The 22,302-nt window shown below is 63.8% G+C and carries 25 protein-coding genes; 11 read left to right on the top strand and 14 right to left on the bottom strand.

Annotation, left to right across the window (positions count from 1 at the left end):
* Positions 1-32 precede the first annotated feature (32 nt).
* Both rpoH and QQK18_RS19895 read right to left on the bottom strand, forming a co-directional pair.
* Positions 33-917, bottom strand: coding sequence for an RNA polymerase sigma factor RpoH (gene rpoH / locus QQK18_RS19900; RefSeq protein WP_284342130.1), 885 nt, complete (start codon positions 915-917; stop codon positions 33-35).
* 173 nt (positions 918-1,090) lie between these two features.
* The gene (locus QQK18_RS19895) at positions 1,091-2,110 is read right to left on the bottom strand and encodes an RluA family pseudouridine synthase (protein ID WP_284342129.1); all 1,020 of its coding nucleotides are present in this window, start codon (positions 2,108-2,110) and stop codon (positions 1,091-1,093) included.
* Between QQK18_RS19895 and QQK18_RS19890 the strand changes: the two genes are divergently transcribed.
* A complete protein-coding gene (locus QQK18_RS19890; RefSeq protein ID WP_284342128.1) occupies positions 2,109-2,450 on the top strand; it encodes a DUF6476 family protein in 342 nt (113 codons plus the stop codon). The genes QQK18_RS19895 and QQK18_RS19890 overlap by 2 nt on opposite strands.
* 1 nt (position 2,451) lies before the next feature.
* On the opposite strand, the gene QQK18_RS19885 is transcribed toward QQK18_RS19890, so the two are convergent.
* Both QQK18_RS19885 and QQK18_RS19880 read right to left on the bottom strand, forming a co-directional pair.
* On the bottom strand, positions 2,452-3,633 hold the full coding sequence (locus tag QQK18_RS19885) for a coiled-coil domain-containing protein (RefSeq protein ID WP_284342127.1): 1,182 nt from the start codon (positions 3,631-3,633) through the stop codon (positions 2,452-2,454).
* A 174-nt stretch (positions 3,634-3,807) separates the two neighbouring features.
* Positions 3,808-4,377, bottom strand: coding sequence for a DUF1134 domain-containing protein (locus QQK18_RS19880; protein ID WP_284342126.1), 570 nt, complete (start codon positions 4,375-4,377; stop codon positions 3,808-3,810).
* A 151-nt stretch (positions 4,378-4,528) separates the two neighbouring features.
* Between QQK18_RS19880 and QQK18_RS19875 the strand changes: the two genes are divergently transcribed.
* The 3 genes from QQK18_RS19875 (at position 4,529) to QQK18_RS19865 (ending at position 6,148) form a co-directional block, all read left to right on the top strand.
* Positions 4,529-4,984 carry a YHS domain-containing (seleno)protein gene (locus QQK18_RS19875; protein WP_284342125.1) on the top strand — a complete coding sequence of 152 codons (456 nt, stop codon included), beginning with the start codon at positions 4,529-4,531 and terminating at the stop codon, positions 4,982-4,984.
* A gap of 69 nt (positions 4,985-5,053) precedes the next feature.
* Positions 5,054-5,719, top strand: a complete 666-nt coding sequence (gene chpT, locus QQK18_RS19870; RefSeq protein WP_284342124.1) for a histidine phosphotransferase ChpT — start codon at positions 5,054-5,056, stop codon at positions 5,717-5,719.
* Between the two features lie 69 nt (positions 5,720-5,788).
* Entirely contained in the window at positions 5,789-6,148 is a 360-nt protein-coding gene (locus QQK18_RS19865; RefSeq protein WP_284342123.1) for a response regulator, read from the top strand.
* Positions 6,149-6,154: 6 nt separating this feature from the next.
* Here QQK18_RS19865 and QQK18_RS19860 read toward each other — a convergent pair whose 3' ends face one another.
* The 3 genes from QQK18_RS19860 to ctrA form a co-directional block, all read right to left on the bottom strand.
* Positions 6,155-7,342: a coiled-coil domain-containing protein gene (locus QQK18_RS19860; protein WP_284342122.1), complete on the bottom strand. Its 1,188-nt coding sequence runs from the start codon at positions 7,340-7,342 to the stop codon at positions 6,155-6,157.
* A gap of 122 nt (positions 7,343-7,464) precedes the next feature.
* A complete protein-coding gene (locus QQK18_RS19855) occupies positions 7,465-8,331 on the bottom strand; it encodes an alpha/beta fold hydrolase (RefSeq protein ID WP_284342121.1) in 867 nt (288 codons plus the stop codon).
* Between the two features lie 248 nt (positions 8,332-8,579).
* Positions 8,580-9,281: a response regulator transcription factor CtrA gene (gene ctrA / locus QQK18_RS19850; RefSeq protein WP_284342120.1), complete on the bottom strand. Its 702-nt coding sequence runs from the start codon at positions 9,279-9,281 to the stop codon at positions 8,580-8,582.
* A gap of 434 nt (positions 9,282-9,715) precedes the next feature.
* Between ctrA and fliI the strand changes: the two genes are divergently transcribed.
* Positions 9,716-11,047, top strand: a complete 1,332-nt coding sequence (fliI, locus tag QQK18_RS19845) for a flagellar protein export ATPase FliI (RefSeq protein ID WP_284342119.1) — start codon at positions 9,716-9,718, stop codon at positions 11,045-11,047.
* 57 nt (positions 11,048-11,104) lie between these two features.
* Complete coding sequence (fliJ, locus tag QQK18_RS19840; RefSeq protein ID WP_284342118.1) at positions 11,105-11,515, top strand: flagellar export protein FliJ; 411 nt, start codon at positions 11,105-11,107, stop codon at positions 11,513-11,515.
* 92 nt (positions 11,516-11,607) lie between these two features.
* Here fliJ and QQK18_RS19835 read toward each other — a convergent pair whose 3' ends face one another.
* The 4 genes from QQK18_RS19835 to QQK18_RS19820 form a co-directional block, all read right to left on the bottom strand.
* Complete coding sequence (locus QQK18_RS19835; RefSeq protein ID WP_284342117.1) at positions 11,608-12,078, bottom strand: PRC-barrel domain-containing protein; 471 nt, start codon at positions 12,076-12,078, stop codon at positions 11,608-11,610.
* Positions 12,079-12,177: 99 nt separating this feature from the next.
* The gene (locus QQK18_RS19830; RefSeq protein ID WP_284342116.1) at positions 12,178-12,891 is read right to left on the bottom strand and encodes a PRC-barrel domain-containing protein; all 714 of its coding nucleotides are present in this window, start codon (positions 12,889-12,891) and stop codon (positions 12,178-12,180) included.
* Between the two features lie 329 nt (positions 12,892-13,220).
* A complete protein-coding gene (locus QQK18_RS19825; protein ID WP_284342115.1) occupies positions 13,221-13,673 on the bottom strand; it encodes a GNAT family N-acetyltransferase in 453 nt (150 codons plus the stop codon).
* 35 nt (positions 13,674-13,708) lie between these two features.
* The gene (locus QQK18_RS19820) at positions 13,709-14,932 is read right to left on the bottom strand and encodes an ROK family protein (RefSeq protein ID WP_284342520.1); all 1,224 of its coding nucleotides are present in this window, start codon (positions 14,930-14,932) and stop codon (positions 13,709-13,711) included.
* A gap of 253 nt (positions 14,933-15,185) precedes the next feature.
* Here QQK18_RS19820 and xylF point away from each other — a divergent pair, with 253 nt between their 5' ends.
* The 3 genes from xylF (at position 15,186) to QQK18_RS19805 (ending at position 18,420) form a co-directional block, all read left to right on the top strand.
* A complete protein-coding gene (gene xylF / locus QQK18_RS19815) occupies positions 15,186-16,190 on the top strand; it encodes a D-xylose ABC transporter substrate-binding protein (RefSeq protein ID WP_379993912.1) in 1,005 nt (334 codons plus the stop codon).
* Positions 16,191-16,291: 101 nt separating this feature from the next.
* Positions 16,292-17,611 (top strand): sugar ABC transporter permease, encoded by a 1,320-nt coding sequence (locus QQK18_RS19810; RefSeq protein WP_284342113.1) that lies wholly within the window; start codon positions 16,292-16,294, stop codon positions 17,609-17,611.
* 11 nt (positions 17,612-17,622) lie between these two features.
* Positions 17,623-18,420, top strand: coding sequence for an ATP-binding cassette domain-containing protein (locus QQK18_RS19805; RefSeq protein WP_284342112.1), 798 nt, complete (start codon positions 17,623-17,625; stop codon positions 18,418-18,420).
* Positions 18,421-18,434: 14 nt separating this feature from the next.
* On the opposite strand, the gene QQK18_RS19800 is transcribed toward QQK18_RS19805, so the two are convergent.
* Positions 18,435-19,091 (bottom strand): TetR/AcrR family transcriptional regulator, encoded by a 657-nt coding sequence (locus tag QQK18_RS19800; RefSeq protein ID WP_284342111.1) that lies wholly within the window; start codon positions 19,089-19,091, stop codon positions 18,435-18,437.
* Positions 19,092-19,195: 104 nt separating this feature from the next.
* Here QQK18_RS19800 and QQK18_RS19795 point away from each other — a divergent pair, with 104 nt between their 5' ends.
* Both QQK18_RS19795 and QQK18_RS19790 read left to right on the top strand, forming a co-directional pair.
* Complete coding sequence (locus tag QQK18_RS19795; RefSeq protein WP_284342110.1) at positions 19,196-19,561, top strand: VOC family protein; 366 nt, start codon at positions 19,196-19,198, stop codon at positions 19,559-19,561.
* A 14-nt stretch (positions 19,562-19,575) separates the two neighbouring features.
* Positions 19,576-20,421, top strand: a complete 846-nt coding sequence (locus QQK18_RS19790) for an alpha/beta fold hydrolase (protein WP_284342109.1) — start codon at positions 19,576-19,578, stop codon at positions 20,419-20,421.
* A gap of 10 nt (positions 20,422-20,431) precedes the next feature.
* Here QQK18_RS19790 and QQK18_RS19785 read toward each other — a convergent pair whose 3' ends face one another.
* Entirely contained in the window at positions 20,432-21,352 is a 921-nt protein-coding gene (locus QQK18_RS19785) for a flagellar motor protein MotB (RefSeq protein WP_284342108.1), read from the bottom strand.
* A gap of 9 nt (positions 21,353-21,361) precedes the next feature.
* Complete coding sequence (motA, locus tag QQK18_RS19780) at positions 21,362-22,225, bottom strand: flagellar motor stator protein MotA (RefSeq protein WP_284342107.1); 864 nt, start codon at positions 22,223-22,225, stop codon at positions 21,362-21,364.
* Positions 22,226-22,302 lie beyond the last annotated feature (77 nt).

Raw genomic sequence — 22,302 nt, 5'->3', positions numbered from 1 at the left:
CTAGCGGTGATTGTGAGCGTGTTCAGAAAGCTCTAGGCCGCTTCGCCGGCCCGATCACGGGCCGCATGCTGGACGGCGTCCTGCACCTTCTCGAAGGCGCGCACCTCGATCTGGCGGATGCGCTCGCGGCTGACGTCATATTGCTGGGCCAGCTCTTCGAGGGTTGAAGGATTGTCCTGCAACCGGCGGGCCTGGAAGATGGCGCGCTCTCGGTCGTTGAGCACGTCGAGGGCGCCGGTCAGAAGACCCATGCGCTCATCATACTCCTGGCTCTCGCCGAGGATCGTTTCCTGGTCCGGCGTATCGTCGACGAGCCAGTCCTGCCATTCGGACGAGCCTTCGTCCGCCCGCATGGGCGAGTTGAGCGATGCATCGCCCGACAGGCGCGAGTTCATCGAGACGACCTCGTCCTCGGTGACGTTGAGGGTCGTGGCGATCTGCTTGATCTGGTCAGGATGGAGTGAACCATCCTCGAGCGCAGCGATCTGTCCCTTGACCTTCCTGAGGTTGAAGAACAGGCGCTTTTGCGCAGCGGTGGTGCCGATCTTGACCAGCGACCAGGAGCGCAGGACGTATTCCTGGATCGCGGCGCGGATCCACCACATCGCATAGGTAGCAAGGCGGAAGCCCTTGTCGGGCTCGAAGCGCTTGACGGCATGCATCAAGCCCACGTTACCCTCGGAAATGACTTCCGAGATCGGCAGGCCATAGCCGCGATACCCCATCGCGATCTTGGCGACCAGACGCAAGTGAGACGTGATCAGCCGCTGCGCTGCTGCCGGGTCTCCGTGTTCTTTGTATCGCTTGGCCAGCATGAATTCTTCATCCGGCTCCAGCATCGGAAATTTGCGGATTTCCTGAAGATAGCGGCTCAAGCCTCCGTCCGAGGACAGGACGGGCAGATTGGACTGGGCCATTGGCGCACCCCTTTCATTGTCCCCCGCATGACGCGGGCAGATCATCGCGCTTTCATCCTTAACGGCATGAAGGCGGATATCGATGCTTTATATAGGTGGGAAGTTGCCGTTTATAAGGGTCGACAACCTTACAAAACGTTCATGCTGCGGAAGGGTTCCAATACTTTCCGCGGTCAGCCGGCAAACGCACGATCATATGCGTGCAGCGCATCATCGAGCATTTGCAGGTCAGGCGGCAAGGGGCTTTGGAAAAACATTTCCTTGCCTGTACGCGGGTGCTCGAAGCCCAACTCGGCTGCATGCAGGGCCTGCCGCCCCAGGGCCTCGATCGCTGCACGCGGTTCGGCCGGCAGTCGGTTAACCTTGGTTGCAAACCCGGGTGCATAGACGGGGTCGGCCACGAGCGGATGGCCGATATGGGTCATGTGGACGCGTATCTGGTGGGTCCGCCCGGTCTCGAGTTCGCATGAGAGGCGGGTGATGTCCCAGCCCTCGCCGCCGAAGCGCGCCTCGACCGCGTAGTGGGTGATGGCCTCGCGTCCCTCGCGGCGCACGGCTTGCTTGAGCCTGTTGTGCTGGTCCCGCCCGAGCGGGGCATCGATGGTGCCGGCCGCGGTCTGGGTCGAGCCCCAGGCATAGGCGATATAGGCGCGGTGCAGCGGACCGGTGCGGCCGTGGTCGGCGAACTGGGCGGCAAGGTGCCGCATAGCTCTTTCGGTCTTGGCGACGACCATGACGCCGGAAGTGTCCTTGTCGAGCCGATGGACGATGCCGGGGCGCTTGACGCCGCCGATGCCGGGCAGGCTCTCACCGCAATGGTGGAGCAGCGCATTGACGAGGGTGCCGCCGGGGCTGCCGGGCGCCGGGTGCACAACCATCCCCGCGGGCTTGTCGATGACGATGAGATGCTCGTCCTCATGGAGGATGTCGAGGGGGATCGGCTCGGGCTTGGGCTCAGGGTCTTCCGGGGGCGGAGCGACGAGAACGATTGTCTCGCCGGCCTTGACGCGATAATTGGGCTCGGCGACGGTTTCGCCAGCGATAGTGACGGCGCCTTCGAGGATCAGGTCCTTGATCCGATTGCGACTGAAGGCGTCATGAGCCTTGGCCAGAACGGCGTCGAGGCGGCCGCCGGCAATCTCGCCGTCGACCACGACCACGACTTCCATTTCTTCAACGGGCACATCCTGCATGAGCGATCCTTCTACCGACGAAGCCAAGCCAGAGGCACTCACTCCCGAGGCACAGACGGTGCTGAGGCGCGCGCGGCGCTCCTTCGGGGTGTCGGTCGGCATCTTGTTGCTGGGCTTTATGGCGATTGCCTTTGCCCTTGTCTATCGTGTCATGCGCGACGCGCCGCCGCCGGCGGTGGCCGAAAGCGTCGCGGTGCCGGCCGGTGCCGAGGTCGTTTCCGCACTCGTCATGGATGGGACGGTCAACGTCACCTATGTGCTCGATGGACTGACCGTGCTCGCGCTCTACGACGCGGCCAACGGGGAATTCGTCCGCCGGATCGACATCGAGAGCGAGTAGGTCAGCTACCCAGGATTTCGCTCAGGGCCGTCATGCGGTCGGAGAGCTTACCCGCCGGCTTGCCGGTTCTGGGCGGACGCGCGGCCTTGGCCGGCAGCGTCTCGACGCCGACCCCGTCGTCGGCGAACCGCTGAACGCGCTCGAAGAGGCTTTCCTCGTCCTGTCCGGTTTGCGTGCCGCTTTCGGCCGTGTAGACGATCCGGCTGACGTCGGAGGCAATTTCGGAGAGGAGGCTGCGCAGGCCATCCTTGTCGGTGCCGGCACCGTTCCAGCCGGAGAGGATCGCGCCTTCGACGGCGTCGATCCTGGCACGCAGCGCCGCCAGTTGCTCCTCGAGGCCCAGTTCCTCGGCCAGCGCGCGCTCGGCGCGGCCTGCCGGCGCACCTTCGGTCGCGCCCGTCTCGGCGAGGATGGCATTGAGGCGGGTTTCGGCGCTGGCGATGGTGGCTTCGGCGGCGATCAACTCCTGTTCGTCCGGGTCTGCTGCGCCATTGCGGGAGTCGAGCGCCTGGCGCATGCGGGTGATGGCGGCGGCCCGCTCGCTGCGGCGGCTGGTTGCCTCGAGCCGGTCGACGAGCGTCTTGGCCTCGGTCTCCAGGAACCTCGAGCGCTTGCGCTCGATGGCGAGGGCGGTGGTCAGCCGGGCAGTATCCTCGTCATAGTCACCGGTCAGGGCATCGCGCTGAAGTTGACCGCCCTCGGGCAGGCCCGCCTCCAGCGCCTGGCGCAGTTCGGCTATCTCGGCAACTTTGGCGGCCAGTTCGCGCTCTCGCATGCGCAGGCGCTGGGAGATGTCAGTGTACTCGCGTTCAAGGGCGCTCACCTCCTCGCGCAGCTCCGCCTGGCGTTCCTCGAGCTGGCGCGTGACCGCCAGGTGCGTTTCGCGTTCGGACTTGATGCTGGCGAGGTCCGCCTGGCGGGTGCCGGCATCCGAGAGTTCTTCGGTGAGGCGCGCCCGCAACTGCTCGATCTGCATTTCGAGCCGGCGGGTCGACAGCGCGAACTGGGCGCGCAACTGATCCTTGTCGGCACGGAATTCGGCCATGGTCATGGGCGTCGCCGCTTCGATGCGGCGCTTGGTCAGCCGTACCGCCCGCCGCCAGACCGCCGGGAGCACGATCAGCGCCAGCAGCGCCGATATCAGCGCACCGAGGGCGAAATACATGACGTTCTCGATAGGCATCGATCCCAGTTCCGGCGGGCCAGTGCCAGCCCAGCGTCCAACCATCCGACATCGGACTCGCCTTTCAGACGCCGTCCATGTCGACACATATCCGTAAACCGGTCGTCTGCAAAGCTTGCGCGACGGAGCGGGGTCCGCCGACGAGGCCGGTCGCGTTGAACAAATGGTGATCGCTTAGAACGGGTTCCAGGTCGGTTCCTGCGTGAACTTCAAATAGCCGACATTGATGCCGAGGCGGGCGCCGACGCCGGAACGGATTGGCACCATCACCACATGGCGGTCCTTGAGCACGGTCATGCCGAAGCCGCCGATGATGTAGGCGGAGCCGTCGACGCCGGGGAAGCGCCCGAAGACGTCCTGAGTGGTCGAGAGGTTATAGACCAGCATCATCACCTTCGAGCCGGCCCCGCCGACGTCGAGCCCGAGGCTCGGGCCCTGCCAGTAGACCGGGAATTCGCCGGCATTGCGCGTATAGACAATGCCCTCGCCGTAGCGGGCGCCGGCAAAGAGGGCGCCGCCGGCCTCTTCGCCCAGGATATAGCCGTTGGGCAGCCCGAACTGGCTGACCGCTTGCTCGACGACGGTGGCCAGACCCTGCGCCGCCGAGCCGAAGAACTCTCCGCCCTCGCGCACCAGATCCTCGCCGGAATAGGTATCGCTGAGCGATCCGTTCTGAGCGACGGCGGGCAGGGGCGCAACAAGGGCCGCAAGGAGCAGCAGGAGAGGAGCGAAGCGCTTGAGCATGGTTCAGTCTCCGGTCAATCGGATGGACACGTTGGCGTCTACGTTACGACGAACTTAAGGTTGTCGCGCTAGCCTCGGGATGCCCCAAACCGATTCCGGCGCGCCGATTATTGCTCACATCATGAAGCAAATCTCTAAACAATTCTTAACCATGCTTGCCTTGGTTCTGCCCCTTTTGGCTCCGGTGAACGCCGCGCATGCCGCCTCGATCGTCAGCATCGTCAGCACCGATCCGCTCACCGGCATCGCCATCGGCGGGTGGGATCCGGTCTCCTATTTCACCGAGGGCGAGCCGCAGATAGGGCGGGGTGATTTCGAGCTCGTCTGGTCGGGGGTTCCCTGGCACTTTGCCAGCGCCGGCAATATGGAGGTCTTCCGCCGGGCGCCGGAAATCTACGCGCCCCAATATGGCGGGCACGGGGCCATGGGCGTGGCGCGCGGCTACGTCTCTGACGGCAACCCCCGCATCTACACAGTCTTCAAGCAGCGCCTCTACTTTTTCTATTCACCAGCCAACCGTGAGGCGTTCCTTGCGGCGCCCGACACGGCTGCAAGCGAAGGCGCGGAGCAGTGGCAAACGCTCTCGCAACAGCTTTCGGTGCGCTAGCTCGATTGTGCGACCGTGCGATCCGGCTAATGTTGGCCAATTGATTCTGGACCCAAGCGGAGAAAACTCATGGCCGACGTCATCGAGCTCAACGCAACCGATCTCGCCGCTATGCTCTGCTCGCGGGTGTGTCACGACCTCATCAATCCGATCGGTGCGATCGGCAACGGGCTCGAGGTCCTCAGCGATCCGAGCCAGGCCGAGATGGCCGAGGGGGCGCGCGACCTCATTGCCAGCGCCGCCAAGCAGTCGCGGGCAAAGCTCGAGTTCGCCCGGCTCGCCTACGGCGCGTCCTCGACCGCCGGCACCGACATCGATACGCGCGAATGCGAACGCGTGGCACGGTTGTTCTTCGAGATCGAGAAGGCTGACCTCGACTGGCAGGTGCCGCTGATCCTGTTGCCCAAGCTCAAGGCCAAGCTCTTCATGAACATGCTGCTGATCGCGGCAGGTTCGGTGCCGCGTGGCGGCACGGTCATGGCCCGGATCTCCGGGGAGGCTGGCAGGGAGAGCTTCGAGTTCAATTCAAGCAGCGATCCGGAGAAGCGCCAGAAGACACTGGTGCCATCCGGAGCGGCCGAGCTTTTGTCCGGCGCTCCGCCCGAAGGGGTCGACGCGCGTGGCATCCAGCCGTTCTATACGGGGCTCCTGTCGCGGATGACGGGCATGGATGTCAAGATCGGCCTGGAGGACGAGCGCTTCGTCTTCACCGCCAAGCCACAGGCGAATGACTGAAGTTTTGCTAACCATTCCGTAGCCGTTTGCCCGGATAATCCTGCGCGAACGCAAACCCGTGGTGCGGCCATGAAATCCTGCCTCATCGTCGACGACTCCAGCGTGGTGCGCAAGGTTGCGCGCCGCATTCTCGAGGATCTCGACTACGTGGTCGAAGAGGCCGAGGACGGGCAGGAGGCTTACGACAAGTGCCGGCAGGAAATGCCGGATGCCATCCTTCTCGACTGGAACATGCCGATAATGAGCGGGCTGGAGTTCCTGAAGCTCCTGCGCGCCTATGTCGGCGGGGAAAAGCCCAGGGTCGTCTACTGCACGATCGAGAACGAGGTCGGCCATATCGCCATGGCGCTCAAGGCCGGCGCCAACGACTACATGTTCAAGCCCTTTGACCGGGCGCTCCTCGAGGCAAAGTTCGAGGAAGCGGCCTGACCAAGATCACCGTCGCTCGAAGGTGCTCCCGGAAAGAACGCATCCCTCGGCGTCACCCACGGCGAACGAGCCCTGCTGCTGCTCGAGCGGACAGGTCATCGGGAAACGGGCGTTGCCCACGCTTCCCGAGACGTCTGCCAGGGTTAGGCTGCCATCCACAAGCGTATAGCTTCCCGTGACTTCGCGATTGTTGGCACCCGTCATGGAAAAGGTGCCATCTTCGTTGAAGACTGCTCGGAGGCCATTTCCCTTTGCCTCGTAGGTTCCCGAAAAGCCTTCGTCTGCCTGAGCGTTGCTATCCTGGCCGCCTGCGGCAGCGACCTGCTCCTCGATCTGGGCGAGTTCCCCACCACGCTGAGAGATCGTTTCCGCCAATTCGGTGACTTGCTGCTGAAGCTGGTCGCGCTGGGTGCGGTATTCGGTGACCTCACTCTGGAGGCCAGATTTCTGAGCTTCGAGATCGGCGACAGTCTGCTCGAGTTCGGATTGCTGAGCTGTGAGCTCGGACTGCGTCGCCTCAGCATCCTCCATTTGCGCAAGGGTGGCAGTTTCCTGTTCTCGGGCAGAGCGTAACGCCTGCTCGGCCTGAGAAAGGGCCTCGGCATTCTGCGCCGCTTCTTCAGTCAGCTCGGCGATAGTCTCCCGTGTCGTTGCTTCCTCGGCTCGTGCGGCCTCGAGCCGCTCGGTAACCGCCTGCAGTTGATCGCGCGCTTCGGTGAGCCGCAACTGCGCCTCCTGGGCAGCGGACTGGGCCTGCGTCTGCTGCTCGAGCGTTGCCGCCAGATCCTGCTCTGCCTGACCCAAGGCTTCGTTGCGGGCTGTCAGGGCCTCTGTAACTGACTGCAACTGAGCCTGCGCCGCCTCGACTTCGTCGGCGAGAGCCTGACGCTCGGTGTTCAATTGCTCCATTTCCTGACGGGTGCCGGCCAATTCCTCGTTCAGCGTCTGCAATTCGCCCGACGCCGCCTGCTGCTCCGTCAGCTGATTTTCCAGATTCATGCGCTGGGTCTCGGCCTCAGCAAGGCGAGCCTCCAGGTCGGCGGATTGGCCTGCGGAGTTGGCCCACATAATAATTAACGCGAGCCAGCCAAGGGTTGCAGCTATGGCCAATCCGAGGACCAGCGGGTCCCGGAAACGGCGAGCCATCACATTGGCGTCGCGATCTGCGACCGTGTTGGTGTCGTGATCTGTCATGCGTCGCCCCCAAAACTTCGTTCCCCGTGCAACGCGGCGGGCCAAGGGCGAGTTCCGAGCAAGAGCACAGCCCCGTTCGAAATGCTGCACGGGGCTGTGATGTTGGCAATGTGGCCGGCTGGCTACATACCCATGAACGATGCGGGCGTCTCGCCCTCAAGGAAAGGCTCGATGAGGGCCTTGAGCAGGTCGGGCTGGCTGATGACGGCCGTATGGGAGGTTGCCGGCAGGATGGCAAGTCGGGAGGCCGGAAGGGGCTCGCCCATGTCCCCCATGACGCCGCCGCCGAGGAGGCGGAAGAGGGCAACGTTGTGCTCGAGCGTTGAGACATCGGCGTCTCCGGCGATGATGAGGACGGGCGTTTCGAGCTTCCTGACGTCCTCTTCCCAGGCCATCGGCTCGTGCTCAAGGGCGATGAGTTTCTCGGCCAAGGCCTGGAACCCGTCCGGATTAACGGCCAATTTCCGGTATTCGTCTTCCATCGGCCCGCCGTTGAACATCTCGGGGCTCATCTGCGGGATGAATTCGCGGAACGCGGGTTGCCAGCCTTCGATGTCGTAGGCGACAGAGGCGGCCACGAGCTGATCGACCTTCTCGGGATGGCGGATGGCGAGCTGCAGGCCGGCTATGGAGCCCATGGAATAGCCGAAGACGTCGGCGCGCTCGAGGCCGATGGCGTTCATGAAGGCGGCAACGTCGTCGGCAAGGTTTGGATAGGTGATGGGGCGGTCGATGTCGTTGGTGCGCCCGTGCCCCTGGAATTCAATGGCGATGACCTGCCGGCTTTCGGCGAGTTTGGGGATGATTTCGCCCATGGCCGGAATGGTCATATAGGCGCCGTGCAGGACGATCAGCGGTTCGCCTTCGCCATGGGTCTCGTAATACATCTGCATGCCGTTGACCTCGACGGTCCGGCCAGCATTATCGGACTGGGCGAAGGCGGCGGTGGTCATCAGCATGGTTGCGGCCATGACAATCGTACGGATCATCGTTTGTCTCCTCGGTTACGTGCAGGCTGACCCGCCCGCATCTCGCCTTCGCAACGAGCGGCGGTCGGCCGTTTCGACATTTGCCCGCACTTTTTTCGCTCACTCTCAGTCGTCGCGGGATTTTCGCGAAAAACCGGTTCCCCTACCGTATCAAGTCCGGGACAGGCTCTTTTGGATCCCGCCCATAGCAAAAGCCCCATGCGGTGGTCGCACGGGGCTTCGTGTAGGTCGACAGGAAGAGGCGGCGGTCAGGCGCTTTCGGAATAGACTTCCTCGTCGGGCTCGCGCAGCACATAGCCGCGTCCCCAGACGGTCTCGATGTAGTTCTTGCCGCCGGTTGCGACCGAAAGCTTCTTTCTCAGCTTGCAGATGAAGACGTCGATGATCTTGAGCTCAGGTTCGTCCATGCCGCCGTAGAGATGATTAAGGAACATCTCCTTGGTGAGGGTCGTGCCCTTCCTCAGCGAGAGGAGCTCGAGCATCTGGTATTCCTTGCCGGTCAGGTGCACGCGCTGGCCCATGACCTCGACGGTTTTGGTGTCGAGGTTGACGTTGAGGTCGCCGGTCTGGATGACCGACTGGGCGTGGCCCTTGGAGCGGCGCACGATCGCATGGATGCGGGCGACCAGCTCGTCCTTGTGGAAGGGCTTGGTCATGTAGTCGTCGGCGCCGAACCCGAGGCCGCGCACCTTGTCTTCTATGCCTGCGAGACCGGACAGGATGAGGATCGGGGTCTGGACCTTGGCGACGCGGAGCGTGCGCAGCACCTCATACCCGCTCATATCGGGCAGGTTCAGATCGAGAAGGATGATATCGTAGTCATAGAGCTTGCCGAGATCGACACCTTCCTCGCCGAGGTCGGTGGTGTAGACGTTGAAGCTCTCGGACTTGAGCATCAGTTCGATGCTCTGCGCGGTGGCGCTGTCGTCCTCAATAAGGAGTACCCGCATTATTTTCCCCTTGCCAAACCGTTCCTGCTGGAACTTGCGAGGCGGGGCATCCGGGACGCCGCCTCGATCCAACCCTACTGGGTATGACTGAACCCTAAGCCCAAATAGTTAACAAAGTTTAATTCTGATCCGCAATACGCAATCGTCGGTAACCTCAATTAAGTCTAAGCCACTGATATCAAACAGCTTCACCGGCTGAACTTTCTTAAGAAAATAGTTTAAGAGACAGGGTTAACCGACTCTCTGGACTCAAGCAATTGTGGCTGGATCGGAAATGGCGCGGCCGACGGTTACCAGCGGCTGGAATATCGCCAAATCTGCCATTAACCCTTTTTGCCTTAACGTTCGGTTACCGAAGTGATTCGCAATTTTTCGATTCGCGAACGGAGCGGTCGGCGGCCCGTTCCAATCGCCTGCCTGGAGCGGATACGCCCATGAAAGCCCTTATCTCTGCGATAGAGGCCATTGACGACGTCGAGGTGTTCGGGCGCGTCAAGTCGGTGCAGGGCCTGCTCATCGAGATCGTCGGGCCCGTGCGCGAGCTCAAGGTCGGCGGGCGGGTCCTGGTCGAGACCTCGAGCGGCTGGATGCTTGCCTGCGAGATCATTGGGTTCCGAGACGGACATGCACTCTGCCTGCCCTTTGGTCAGCTCTCGGGGGTCCGGCTTGGTTGCAAGGCGGTGTTCCAAAGGCATGCCGGTGAGGTCTACCCTTCCGAAGGCTGGCTCGGCCGGGTGATCGATGCCAATGGCGAGCCCATCGACGGCAAAGGGCCGCTGCCGGGCGGCTCAATGGCATATGTCCTGCGCGCCGACCCGCTTGCCGCGCACGATCGCATGCGGGTCGGGGATCCGGTCGACCTCGGCGTGCGCGCGCTCAACACCTTCACGACCGTCTGCGAAGGGCAGCGCATGGGGATTTTCGCGGGCTCGGGCGTCGGCAAGTCCGTGCTGATGTCGATGCTGGCGCGCAATACCGATGTCGACGTGGCGGTGATCGGGCTCATCGGCGAGCGCGGGCGCGAAGTGCAGGAGTTCGTACAGGAATATCTGGGCGAGGAGGGGCTGAAGCGGGCCGTGGTCATCGTCGCCACGTCCGATGAAGCGGCGCTGATGCGCCGCCAGGCGGCCTATCTGACCCTGACGCTTTCCGAATATTTCCGCGACCGGGGGCAACGGGTTCTGTGCATGATGGACAGTCTCACCCGCTTTGCCATGGCCCAGCGCGAGATCGGTCTTGCCATCGGCGAACCGCCGACGGCCAAGGGGTATCCGCCGACAGTCTTTACCGAATTGCCGCGCCTGCTCGAACGTGCCGGCCCTGGAACGCAGTCTACCGGTTCCGTTACCGGCTTGTTTACCGTTTTGGTGGAAGGTGATGATCACAATGAGCCCATAGCGGATGCCGTGCGCGGTATTCTCGACGGGCACATCGTGATGGAGCGCGCCATTGCCGAACGGGGTCGCTACCCGGCCGTCAACGTGCTCCGGTCCATTTCGCGCACCATGCCTGGCTGCGTGCCACCGCACATGCGGCCGGTCCTGGCCAGGGCGCGCGAGTTCATGTCGGTGTTTGCCGACATGGAGGAGCTGATCCGGCTTGGGGCTTACCGGAAAGGGTCAGATCCGAAGGTGGACCGCGCGATCGCCCTCTACCCGGCATTCGAGGCCTTTCTGGGCCAGGAGCGGGAAGAGACGACGACGATAGCCGAGAGCCATGCGATGCTCGAGGCGATCGTCACCGAGCCGGCGGACGCGCAGGTCTGATGGGGCGCCGCGGTGCAGGCGTCCCGGGTTTGACTTGATGTGTAGGGAGTACAGGTCGTGAAGTCGCGCAGCGAGAGCCTGATCAGGCTCAAGAAATTCCAGGTCGACGAGAAGCGCCGCCAGGTCACGCAGATCGAGATGATGGTCGCCGACTTCGAGCGGATGGCCGCAGAGCTCGACCAGCAGATCGAGATCGAGCATCAGCGGACCGGCATCTCCGACGTGGCCCATTTTGCCTACTCGACTTTTGCCAAGGCAGCCTCCCAACGCCGCGATAACCTGCTGGCGTCAGCCCATGACATGCGTGAGAAGCTGGAAAGCGCCCAGGACGCATTGGCCGAGGCCATCGAGGAGCTGAAGAAGGTCGAACTGCTCGACCAGCGCGAACATGTGCGCGAGGCGGCCGAAGAGGCCAAGACCGAGCAATCCGAATACGACGAGATCGGCCGGCTGCGCCTGCGTCGCTAGAGCGGTTTGCCGTTCGAAATACGCGATCAATAATTCAGAGGCTCTCGTTCTGATTCAGTCAGAACGGGGCTCTAACATCGAGGGCCGTCTGGTCAGTTCGCTGCGGCTTCGTCGGGCCGGCGGAAGACGGGGGCAAGCGTGAGCGCCTCCCGTGTCGTCTCGAGCACCCAGCGCGTCTCCCCGTCGGTCCTGGGCACAGGCACGAGCGCCTGGAAGTCGACAGCGATGCTCTTGCCGGGGGTATCGAGGAAGCTGCCGACGTCGAGGATGACGCTCGATACCGTGCCGGACGGCGCGATCACCAGATCCTCGACGGTGCCGATCATCTCGGCGTTTTCGGCGTCGCTGGCAAAGATGCTGCGGCCGAAGAAATCGAGCGCCAGGATTTCGCCCGAGGCCATGGTGTGACCTTCCGACAGGATCGTGGGGGGCGTCAGGCCCACCGCCTCCAGCTCGCTTGTTTCACCCGAACGCGGTGCGGACGGCAGCGGAGCTTCCTGGGCAGCGGGCGACGAAGAGATTGCCGCCAACAAGGCCAAGGCACAGAGAATTCTTGGGGTCATACTCACCTCTCGACAAGCATCCGGCTGCCCATTGGGCAGCCGGATGGCACCATTTGTGCGCGCTGCATCCGTACCGGACGAACCGGTCGGACTGGGCTATTACTGCGTGGCCGGAGCGGCGGGTGCCGCCCCATCGGCCGGCGCAGCCGGTGCCATGCCGTCGGCCGGGAGCGCGGGATCGACCGGTTCGTCCTCGGCCCACACGAATTCGGGGGCCGCCTCGAGAGCCTCGGAGGTGGTCGGAAGAACCCAGCGTTCGGTGTTGTCGGCGGCGACGGTGAACTCGAGCGCGCTGAAATCAGCCGCGACCCGCTTTTCGCCGATGCCGAGGAAACCACCCACACCGATGATCACCGCCTCGATCTGACCGTTCTCGGAAAAGACCAGGTCGCTGACATTGCCGATGTTCTCGGCATCTTCGCCCGAGGAGGAATAGACGGGCTGACCGATCAGTTCGGTTGCCAGGTTGTCGCTATCGGCAGCGGTATAACCTTCCGAGATATCCCAAGGTTCGTCGACCTCGGTGGTCTCGGCGGCGCCGGTGTCGACTTCCTCGCCTTCAGTCACTTCACCGGCAGGAGCAGCCGGCTCTTCGGCTGGCGCAGCATCGGTAGCGGGAGCATCAGTAGCCGGGGCATCCGTAGCCGGAGCATCGGTAGCGGGAGCATCGGTTGCGGGTGCGTCGGTTGCCGGGGCCTCGGTCGCGGGTGCGTCGGTCGCCGGTGCCTCGGGGGTTGCCGGGGCATCCTGCGCGATCACGGCCGTGCCCATGAGCGCCGCGAGCGCGGTGGTGGTCAAAAGGGTGCGGATCATTGTAGACTCCGTTGGTTCAGTGCCTGGACAGGGCCGCGCGGCGCAACGCTTGCCGGTGGAGTGCCGTGCGGTCTGTCGTGCATCGTCAACGCCAGAACGGCGTAGATGTTCCCCAAGCGATGTTGCCCGATCGGAGCCGGGAACGCGCTGCCACGACAACATAAAAGGCCGGCGCCTGTCGGCACCGGCCCTTCCGCCTCCCCGGCGGTATCGTTGGAGCGGGCGGCGCGGCGCGCAACCCGGATCGTCGGATACCTTATCGAAGCCTTGAGGGCTGTGCACGCCGGCGATGCCCGTGCGGTTAACGGGTTGCTAAACGGTTAATCCGATCAAGCGCTTTGCGTATAGGTGCGCATAGCCAGATGCGGCATGCCGGCGTCCATGAACTGCTCGCCGAAGGCGGTAAAGCCGAGCTTTTCATAAAAGCCGAGCTTGTCGGTCTGCGCGGTAAGGTAGAAGCGATCCTCGCCCCTGGCGCGGCAATGGTCCATGGCAGCGAGCATCAACCTGCGTGCAATGCCGCGTCTGCGCCAGTCCCGGTCGACGGCGACGCGACCGATCTTGGCATGTTCGGGCTTGAAGACGACGCGCAGCGTGCCGACCACCTCGCCGGCGGCAACGGCAACGAAATGGGTTGCGGTCAGGTCGTCGGCATCGTGCTCCTCATCCTCAGGCACCTTCTGCTCGAGGACGAATACGTTCCGGCGCAACCCGAAGGCGGCGTTGCAGAGGGTGGAGAATACGGGGACGTCGAAAATCAGGATTTCGGCTGGATCGGTCATGAGAATTTGAGTGTTGGCATGCCGATCGATCCGCTTCAAGCAGTAGCGGCGGCATGCGGCAGGAATGCGAAGTGCTCTTCGTCGAGTTGCTGCAGGATCTTCATCATCAGCCCGCGAAAGACCGCCTCCTTCTCATCGACCTGGGCGACGACCTCGGGGAGGCCGGCGACCCGGCCCACCAGGGAGGCGGAAAGCGCGGTTTCGATCTCGGCGCGCATCAGGTGATATGCGCGCGCGCCGGGGCCGAGGATGCGGACGTGCGTGGCATCGACCAGCGAGATGACCCGGCTCAGCCCATAGCCGATCGCCCGACCAGCAAGATTGAACGCGTGCAGTGTGGCGCGGTCGCCGGCTTCAGCGCGCGCGATCAGTCCCTCGTATTGGCTGGCGGGGACCGATGCGGCGGGTGGCGCCGTCTCGGGTACCGAATAGGCGGTGCGGAGGACGGCATAGTCGGCGGCATAGGCTTCGATGCATCCGCGCGCGCCGCAACGGCAGAGCGCACCACCGGGCAGGTGGATCATGTGGCCGAACTCGGTGGCGCCTCCGTTGCCGCGCCCGACCGCGTCGCCGCGGAAGGTCAGGCCCATGGCGACGGTCGAGCCGACGAACACGGTTGCAACGCTCGCATCTTGCAGCTTCGGGTCGAGCCAGCGTGATCCCTCGGCGAGAAGCCGGCCGCGCTTATGCAGGGATACCGGCACTCCGAAGGCTTGCGCGATATCGTCGGCGAAGGGTCTGTCGGCCATGTGGACGATGGGCGACCATCTCAGGTGCCGCCCGTCGCGATCGAGGATGCCCTGTACCGAAACGGCGATGTACAGCAGCGCCTTCATTTCCCTGCGGTTGCGCTCCCGGAACAGGGTAAGGTGGCGAACGAGAAACTCGGCCGGTGTCGTACGCTTGAATTCGTCCGGGGCGACGGCAAGCTCGAAACGGTCGATGAGCGTCCCGCCATAATCGACAAGGGAGAACTGGGCGCGGTTGACCTCGAGCTCGACGAGCGCCACACAGCCGGCGGTCCTGTTGAAGCCGACGCGTACGGCGGGGCGTCCGCGCAGGCGAGCGGGGTCGGGCTCGTCGCGCATCTCGGCAAGGATTCCTTGCGCCAGCATGTCCTGGCCTATGGCGGTGATCGAGGCATGGCTGAGCCCGGTCTCTGCGGCCAGATTAGTGCGCGCCAGCGGGCCCTGCCGGCGCAGGGTGGACAGCACGAGAGCGCGGTTTTGCCGCCGTACGCTGTCGCTGTCGCTTACCACACGAGTCAAAGGCTGGCACCGGTAGAGGTGATTCAACGGTCTCCACCCTACAGGACGACGACATTTATTTCGAGCTTCGAAATTGGCGTTGACAGTGGTCGAGCACCATGCCAGTTCTTTTTTCGAGCATCGAAAATAATGCTCGCGCGATGATGCTTGCCCTGAAGCGGGCGAGCGGCGCAAATCGGGCGATTGGGCCCACTGGGAGGAAAAGATGAAACATATCATGACGGTCCTGCTGTGCACGACCGCGATGTTCGGCGTGGCCGGGAGTGCCGTGGGGCAGGACGAGGTGGTCGTGGGCGTCTCCTGGAACAACTTCCAGGAAGAGCGCTGGAAGACGGACGAGGCGGCGATCAAGGCCGTGCTTGAGGAGAGCGGGGTCCGCTATATTTCAGCCGACGCCCAGTCTTCCGCGTCCAAGCAACTGACCGACATCGAGAGTCTCATCGCCCAAGGCGCCGATGCGCTCATCGTCCTTGCCCAGGACAGCGACGCCATCGGCCCGGCCGTGGCTTCGGCCGTCGCCGAGGGCATTCCGGTGGTCGGCTATGACCGCCTCATCGAAAATCCCGATGCCTTTTACCTGACCTTCGACAACAAGGAAGTCGGGCGCATGCAGGCGCAAGGGGTGTTCGAGGTGCAGCCGGAAGGCAACTACGTCTTCATCAAGGGCAACTCTGCCGATCCCAATGCCGACTTCCTCTTCGAGGGTCAGATGGAGGTCCTGCAGGAGGCCATCGATTCCGGCGCCATCGTCAATGTGGGCGAAGCCTATACCGACAACTGGAACCCGGAAGTGGCCCAAGCCAATATGGAGCAGTTCCTGACGGCCAACAACAACGAGGTCGACGCGGTGGTTGCATCCAATGACGGCACGGCGGGCGGCGCCATTGCGGCGCTCGCGGCCCAGGGCCTTGCCGGATCGGTGCCGGTCTCGGGTCAGGACGGCGATCACGCCGCACTCAACCGCATCGCGCTCGGCACGCAGACCGTCTCGGTCTGGAAGGACGCGCGCGAGCTCGGCAAGAAGGCGGCGGAGATTGCCATCGTGCTGGCAGAGGGCACGGCGCTCGATGCGGTCGAAGGCGCGAACAGGTTCTCGGACGGTCCCAACGGCGTCGAGATGAACGCGGTGCTGCTGGCGCCCGTGCCGATCACCAAGGACAACCTCGATGTCGTCATCGATGCCGGCTGGGTTTCCGCGGACGTGGTCTGCCAGGGTGTGGCGGCAGGCAGCGTCGCTGCCTGCGATTGATCTGTTTTTGAGCGTATAGTCACGTCCCGAGAGGGTGTCGCGGTAATTACCGCGGCGCCCGCGGCGGCCATGCCGCACGCCGGGTGTGACGGGGGAGCCAGATGAGCGAGCAGAACGTCCTGTTGAGGGCAACGCATCCGAGCCAGGGGGCGCAGAACCCATTGAAGCGATTTCTCGCAGCGACAGAACTCGACACGCGCCTCCTCGGCATGGTCGGGGCCCTGATCTTCATCTGGGTCGGTTTCAACATCTTTTCGGGCGGGCTGTTCCTCACGCCGCGCAATCTCTGGAATCTTTCGGTGCAGACGGCCTCGGTCGCGGTGATGGTGACCGGAATGGTGCTGGTCATCGTCGCGCGCAACATCGACCTGTCCGTCGGCTCCATCCTCGGGCTCGTCGCCATGGTCATGGGGGTCTTCCAGACCGACATCCTGCCGGTGCAGCTGGGGCTCGGTTTCGGGCATCCGGCGGTCTGGGTGCTGGCGCTGGGCGTTGGCCTCTTGATGGGCGTCGGCATCGGCGCCATGCAGGGCCTTATCATTGCCTATCTGAAGGTGCCGGCCTTCATCGTCACGCTCGGCGGGTACCTTGTCTGGCGGGGTGCGGCCTGGTGGGTCACGGCGGGACGCACTGTTGCACCGCTCGACTCGCGGTTCCAGCTCATGGGCGGGGGGCCGTCCGGCGCCATCGGCGCCTTCTGGAGCTGGGTCGTCGCCGTCATCATCTGCCTCGGTATCCTTGCCATGCTCTATCTCGGGCGCCGGCAGCGCCGCCGCTTCAACTTTCCGCTGCGTCCAGTCTGGGCCGAGATCGCCCTCGGCGTTATCGGCTGCGGCATCGCGATCCTCGCCATCGCAATCGCCAATTCCTATCCGTGGCCCATACGCATTGCCGAAAATTTCGCCGAGGCTCACGGCATTCCCGTGCCCGAGGGCGGGCTCTTCATCTCACACGGCGTCGCCGTGCCGGTGCTGCTCGCGCTCGCGGTGGCCGTGACCATGACCTTCATTGCCACGCGCACGCGCTTCGGGCGGTACGTCTTTGCCATGGGCGGCAATCCGGAAGCGGCTGAGCTGGCGGGGATCAACACGCGCTGGGTCACGGTCAAGATCTTCATGCTGATGGGCGCGCTCTGCGCCATTGCCGCGGCGATCTCGTCGGCGCGGCTCAACGCGGCGACCAATGCGCTCGGCACACTCGACGAGCTCTACGTCATTGCCGCGGCAGTCATCGGCGGCACGTCGCTGTCGGGGGGTGTGGGCACTATCGCCGGCGCAGTGCTGGGCGCGGTGGTCATGCAATCGTTGCAGTCGGGCATGGTGCTGATGGGGCTCGACAGCCCCCTGCAGAGCATTGTCGTCGGCCTGGTGCTGGTCTTTGCCGTCTGGCTCGACACGCTCTATCGGCGCAACAAGGTTTAAGGAACCCGCTGATGTTGGACAGGAAGATACCGCTCGTCGAGATGAACGACATCTCGATCTCGTTTGGCGGCATCCATGCGGTCGAGAACGCGTCGATCGATCTCTACCCCGGCGAAGTGGTCGGTCTTCTCGGCCATAACGGTGCGGGCAAGTCGACGCTGATCAAGATCCTCTCGGGCGCCTACAAGCGCGATACGGGCACCATCCGCATCAACGGCGAGGAGGCCACGATCAACAACCCGCGCGATGCCAAGGCCTATGGTATCGAGACCATCTACCAGACGCTGGCGGTGGCCGATAACGTCGATGCGGCGGCTAACCTCTTCCTCGGGCGGGAACTGACCACCGCCCTCGGCACGCTCGACGATGCAGCCATGGAGTCGAAGGCCCGCGAGGTGATGGGCCGGCTCAATCCAAGTTTCCGCCGCTTCAAGGAACCGGTGAAGGCGCTTTCCGGCGGCCAGCGCCAATCGGTCGCCATCGCCCGGGCGATCCTTTTCAATGCCCGTATCCTCATCATGGACGAACCGACCGCAGCGCTCGGGCCACAGGAGACGGCGCAGGTCGGCGACCTGATCAAGCAACTGAAGTCCGAGGGCATCGGCATTTTCCTCATCAGCCATGATATCCACGACGTCTTCGATCTCGCAGACAGGGTCTGCGTGATGAAGAACGGCAAGGTCGTTGGCACCGCGCGTACCAAGGACGTCACCAAGGATGAGGTGCTCGCCATGATCATCGTCGGCAAGGTGCCGGCAGGCGCCACGCCCGGGCCCGGCGCGCTCAGCGAGCACCGGCCGGTGGGCTGATCCAGCTCCGTCGGCTACCGCTTTCTCCCGTAGGCGGCGAGGAAGACCCTAACACCTTCGGCGGCGTGCCGGCGCAATTCGCTGGTTTTGGGGATCGCGTCGTCGCCCAGCAGCATCGCCTGGTTGAGAGCTGCCGACATCACCAGCCAGTTGAAATGGGAGGCCGCCATCATCGGGTCTTCGATCTCGAGCTGGCCGCGCTCCGCCATGCGCTCGAACATTTGCGCCAGTATGCCAAGGGCGCGCTTGGGGCCGCGCTCGTAGAGCACGCGCGCCAGTTCGGGAAAGCGGGCGACTTCGCCGATCACCAGGCGGCGCAACTGCATGATGCGCGGCGTCAGGACGATAGTGAGCTGGCGATAGGCATAGGTCTCGAGATACTCGGCAACATCGCTATCGGCGATGTCGGGCATTTCGTTGTGGACCATGTCGCCGGCCTGATTGGTCATGCTGGTGACGATCTCGACGAAGAGCGCCTCCTTGCTGGCGAAGTGCTTGTAGACGGTCTGCTTGGAAACGCCGGAGAGAGCGGCGATCTCGTCCATGCTGGTGCCAAGGTAGCCATCGCGCAGAAAGACGACCGTTGCAGCGGTCAGGATCGCCTGGCGCTTGCGCGCCGAGCGGCTCGCGTCCGCCGTGTCCTCTGCTTTGGTTGAACCCGATGCCGTCATCAAACCTTCATCCCGATTCCCGTTGACACACAGTACTGGACAGTCTAGTTCGTTGCAAGATGAGAACTGGACGGTCCAGTTCTGAGGTCGAGGAGAGGTCTCCCATGCACGTTCAATTCGCAGAGCTTCCCGTTTCCGATCAGGATCGCGCCAAGGCTTTCTATGTCGAGCATTTCGACTGCGAGGTCGTCGCCGACGTGCCGATGGGACAGGACGGCTGGCGCTGGGTCGAACTGAAATTTCCGGGCGCGGAGACCAATCTCCATTTCGTCCGCCGCGCGAGCCAAGCCCCGTCCGAGGAGCCGGACATGATGCTGGTGGCGGACGATGTTTCGGCAGTGATCGAGGCGCTGCGGGCGAGGGGCGTGGAGATCCTTACCGAGCCCCAGGACGCGCCTTGGCAGCCGGGCCGGACGGTCGCCGAATTCCGCGACAGCGAGGGCAACCGCATGGATATCGGCAGCAGGTGAGCGGAGATCGGATCATGACGGGTTCAGTTACCTCAGAGACGCTCGCAGTGCCGGGCGGGCGCATCTACTATGAGCAGCGGGGCGACGGGCCCCTGCTCCTCATCATACCCGGCGGTCCGCAAGACGCCGGCATCTTCGCGGAGCTCGCCGGGCTCCTGGCCGATCGCTACACCGTCGTTGCCTACGATCCGCGCGGCAACTCGCGCAGCCCGATTGAGAGTGAATGGACCAATCAGGACCTGGACGTCCATGGCGACGACGCGGCCCGGCTCATTGAGGCACTGAGTGGTGGCGAACCCGCCCATGTCTTCGGCACCAGCGGCGGCGCTCAGATCGGCCTCAACCTGGCGGCCCGCCATCCGCAACGCGTCAAGACGCTCGTGGCGCACGAGCCGCCGACGATAATGCTGCTCGAGGACCCGTCCGAGGCGCTCGCCGCAGATAGGGCCATCTACGACACCTATCGCCGCGATGGCGTCGAAGCGGCCATGGCACAGTTCTTTGCCGATGCCGGACTCGAGACCGAGGGCCAGGGAGACGCGCCACCCGAATTCGACATGCCGCCGGAAGCTGCCGAGACCTTCGCGCGGGTCAGCGGCAATTTCGAATACTGGCTGGCGCACGGCATGATCCCGCTCTCGGTCTACATTCCCGACGTGCCGAGGCTGCGCGCGGGTGAGCCGCGGATCGTCGTGGCGATCGGCGAGAAGTCGGCGGGGCAGCCGATTGCCGCCATGGGCGCGGCACTGGCGGACAAGCTTGATATCGCGCCCGTGGCCTTTCCCGGCGACCATCTCGGCTTCGAACAGGATGCCCCAGCGTTTGCCGATGCGCTGGATGTAGCCCTAAGGCAGCCGTAGGCTTCCGGCTCTACGGCCTCAGGCTCGCGGGAACCGGGGGCGCCTGGTAGAGCACGGTGATCTTCACCCTCTCATTGGCGGCGAGATACGGGTCGCTCGGGAAGAACGGCTCGGCTGTCGCTCGGCCGGCGACGGCCAGGACATGGTCGTCGCCGAGGCCGAATTCGCCGAGGATGGTGCGCACCACGTTGGCGCGGTCGCTGGAGAGTTCCCAGGCGGTGTAGCGGGGGTTGCTGTAATTGCCGCCGGCAGCGACATGGCCGGAGATCGTCACCTGATTGGGCAGTTGCTGAAGGATCGGCGCGATGGCGGCGATGGCCTTGCGCGTCATTTCGAAGGGGTACTTCGACCCCTCCGGGAACATCGGCCGGCCTTCCTGGTCGACGATCTGGATGTCGAGCCCTTCCTCGGTTTCTTCGACCAGGAGATTGTCGGCGATCTCGGTGATCTCGGGCATTGCCTGCCAGGCCTGGCGGATGCTGGCAGCCGCGGCATGGAACGTCTCGCTATAGGTGGACCGCAAATCGACCTGGGAGGTCTTGGCCGCCTCGAACTGATTGCCGTCCTCTGCATCGGTGTCGCCGAGGCCACCGGCATGGCTACCTTGGCGATCGCTTTCGGGTGCGAGTGAGACGTCCTCGGTCACGTTGGGGGAGGAGCCGTCCATTTGCGCCCCATTGATATCGAGGGCGGTGCCGCCCATCACGCCGCCCGAGCCGCTGGTGGTCTCGCTGACATTGGGCGGGGCGAAGTAGTCGGCAAGCCCCTGCTTCTGTTCGGGCGTCGTCATGCTGATCAGCCAGAGCAGCAGGAAAAACGCCATCATGGCGGTCACGAAATCCGCATAGGCGATCTTCCAGGCGCCGCCGTGGTGTTTGTGCGCGGCCTTCTTGATCTTCTTGATGACGAAGAGCTGGTCGTCGGTCGCCATGGTGCGTCCTTAGCTTGCGGCCGGTAGGCTCGCGGTCGCTTCGTCGATCTCGGCGAAGGTCGGTCGCACTTCGGACATCAGCGCCTTGCGGGCGAATTCGATGGCCATTACCGGCGGGTAGCCCGAGATGTGGGCGAGCAGGCCGACTTTCATGGAGAGGAAGTACTTGGCCTCGGAGTCGTAGATGTTGCGCAGCGATTGCGCCATCGGACCGAAGAAGCCGTAAGCGACGAAGACGCCGAGGAATGTGCCGACGAGAGCACCGCCGATGAGGTGGCCGAGCACTTCGGGCGGTTCGGTGATCGAGCCCATGGTCTTGATGACGCCAAGCACAGCCGCGACGATGCCGAGCGCCGGCGTGGCGTCGGCGATGGCCTGGATGGCCGAGACGAGGCGTTCGCGCTCCTGGTGGTGCGTCTCGAGTTCTTCGTCCATCAGTGCATCCATCTCGTGGACATTATTGGTGCCGAGCGTCACCATGCGCAAATAGTCGCACATGAACTCGACGGCGTGGTGGTTGGAGATGAAGGTCGGGAAGCGCTGGAAGAGCGGCGACTGGTGGGGATTCTCGATGTGTTGCTCAAGGGCGAGCAGGCCCTTTGCCTGCACGAGCTTGAAGATGCTGAACTGCAGGCCGAGGAGCTCGACATAGGCGGCCTTGTTATAGCGCGGGCCGCGAAAGAGCGTGGCGAAGATGCCGAGCGACTGCTTGAGGACCGCGCCGCTGTTGCCGATGACGAACGCGCCGAGCGCGGCGCCGAGAATGATAACAGCCTCAAAGGGCTGCCACAGTACTTCGAGATGTCCGCCCATGGCGGCATAGCCACCGAACACGGAGAGCACAACGACAACAATGCCAACAATAAGGCGCATGCGATCCCAAACTTCTTTTGAAACGCGCGTTTGAAGCGGCGGTGTTCAGTCTGCGGTCCGGCGCCCTGGCTCCTGCC

The organism is Devosia nitrariae, from assembly GCF_030160115.1.
GTDB classification, from domain to species: domain Bacteria; phylum Pseudomonadota; class Alphaproteobacteria; order Rhizobiales; family Devosiaceae; genus Devosia; species Devosia nitrariae.
This window is presented reverse-complemented; position numbering and strand designations above follow the sequence as displayed.

Coding starts and splice junctions, on each gene's coding strand:
- QQK18_RS19830 (WP_284342116.1), bottom strand. CDS start 12,891: ATGATCCGCACCCTTTTGACCACCACCGCGCTCGCGGCGCTCATGGGC.
- ctrA (WP_284342120.1), bottom strand. CDS start 9,281: ATGCGGGTACTCCTTATTGAGGACGACAGCGCCACCGCGCAGAGCATC.
- QQK18_RS19885 (WP_284342127.1), bottom strand. CDS start 3,633: ATGCCTATCGAGAACGTCATGTATTTCGCCCTCGGTGCGCTGATATCG.
- QQK18_RS19810 (WP_284342113.1), top strand. CDS start 16,292: ATGAGCGAGCAGAACGTCCTGTTGAGGGCAACGCATCCGAGCCAGGGG.
- QQK18_RS19860 (WP_284342122.1), bottom strand. CDS start 7,342: ATGACAGATCACGACACCAACACGGTCGCAGATCGCGACGCCAATGTG.
- chpT (WP_284342124.1), top strand. CDS start 5,054: ATGGCCGACGTCATCGAGCTCAACGCAACCGATCTCGCCGCTATGCTC.
- QQK18_RS19875 (WP_284342125.1), top strand. CDS start 4,529: ATGCTTGCCTTGGTTCTGCCCCTTTTGGCTCCGGTGAACGCCGCGCAT.
- QQK18_RS19855 (WP_284342121.1), bottom strand. CDS start 8,331: ATGATCCGTACGATTGTCATGGCCGCAACCATGCTGATGACCACCGCC.
- QQK18_RS19805 (WP_284342112.1), top strand. CDS start 17,623: ATGTTGGACAGGAAGATACCGCTCGTCGAGATGAACGACATCTCGATC.
- xylF (WP_379993912.1), top strand. CDS start 15,186: ATGTTCGGCGTGGCCGGGAGTGCCGTGGGGCAGGACGAGGTGGTCGTG.
- QQK18_RS19790 (WP_284342109.1), top strand. CDS start 19,576: ATGACGGGTTCAGTTACCTCAGAGACGCTCGCAGTGCCGGGCGGGCGC.
- QQK18_RS19800 (WP_284342111.1), bottom strand. CDS start 19,091: ATGACGGCATCGGGTTCAACCAAAGCAGAGGACACGGCGGACGCGAGC.
- QQK18_RS19865 (WP_284342123.1), top strand. CDS start 5,789: ATGAAATCCTGCCTCATCGTCGACGACTCCAGCGTGGTGCGCAAGGTT.
- rpoH (WP_284342130.1), bottom strand. CDS start 917: ATGGCCCAGTCCAATCTGCCCGTCCTGTCCTCGGACGGAGGCTTGAGC.
- QQK18_RS19795 (WP_284342110.1), top strand. CDS start 19,196: ATGCACGTTCAATTCGCAGAGCTTCCCGTTTCCGATCAGGATCGCGCC.
- QQK18_RS19835 (WP_284342117.1), bottom strand. CDS start 12,078: ATGACCCCAAGAATTCTCTGTGCCTTGGCCTTGTTGGCGGCAATCTCT.
- motA (WP_284342107.1), bottom strand. CDS start 22,225: ATGCGCCTTATTGTTGGCATTGTTGTCGTTGTGCTCTCCGTGTTCGGT.
- QQK18_RS19890 (WP_284342128.1), top strand. CDS start 2,109: ATGAGCGATCCTTCTACCGACGAAGCCAAGCCAGAGGCACTCACTCCC.
- QQK18_RS19825 (WP_284342115.1), bottom strand. CDS start 13,673: ATGACCGATCCAGCCGAAATCCTGATTTTCGACGTCCCCGTATTCTCC.
- QQK18_RS19880 (WP_284342126.1), bottom strand. CDS start 4,377: ATGCTCAAGCGCTTCGCTCCTCTCCTGCTGCTCCTTGCGGCCCTTGTT.
- QQK18_RS19895 (WP_284342129.1), bottom strand. CDS start 2,110: ATGCAGGATGTGCCCGTTGAAGAAATGGAAGTCGTGGTCGTGGTCGAC.
- fliI (WP_284342119.1), top strand. CDS start 9,716: ATGAAAGCCCTTATCTCTGCGATAGAGGCCATTGACGACGTCGAGGTG.
- QQK18_RS19785 (WP_284342108.1), bottom strand. CDS start 21,352: ATGGCGACCGACGACCAGCTCTTCGTCATCAAGAAGATCAAGAAGGCC.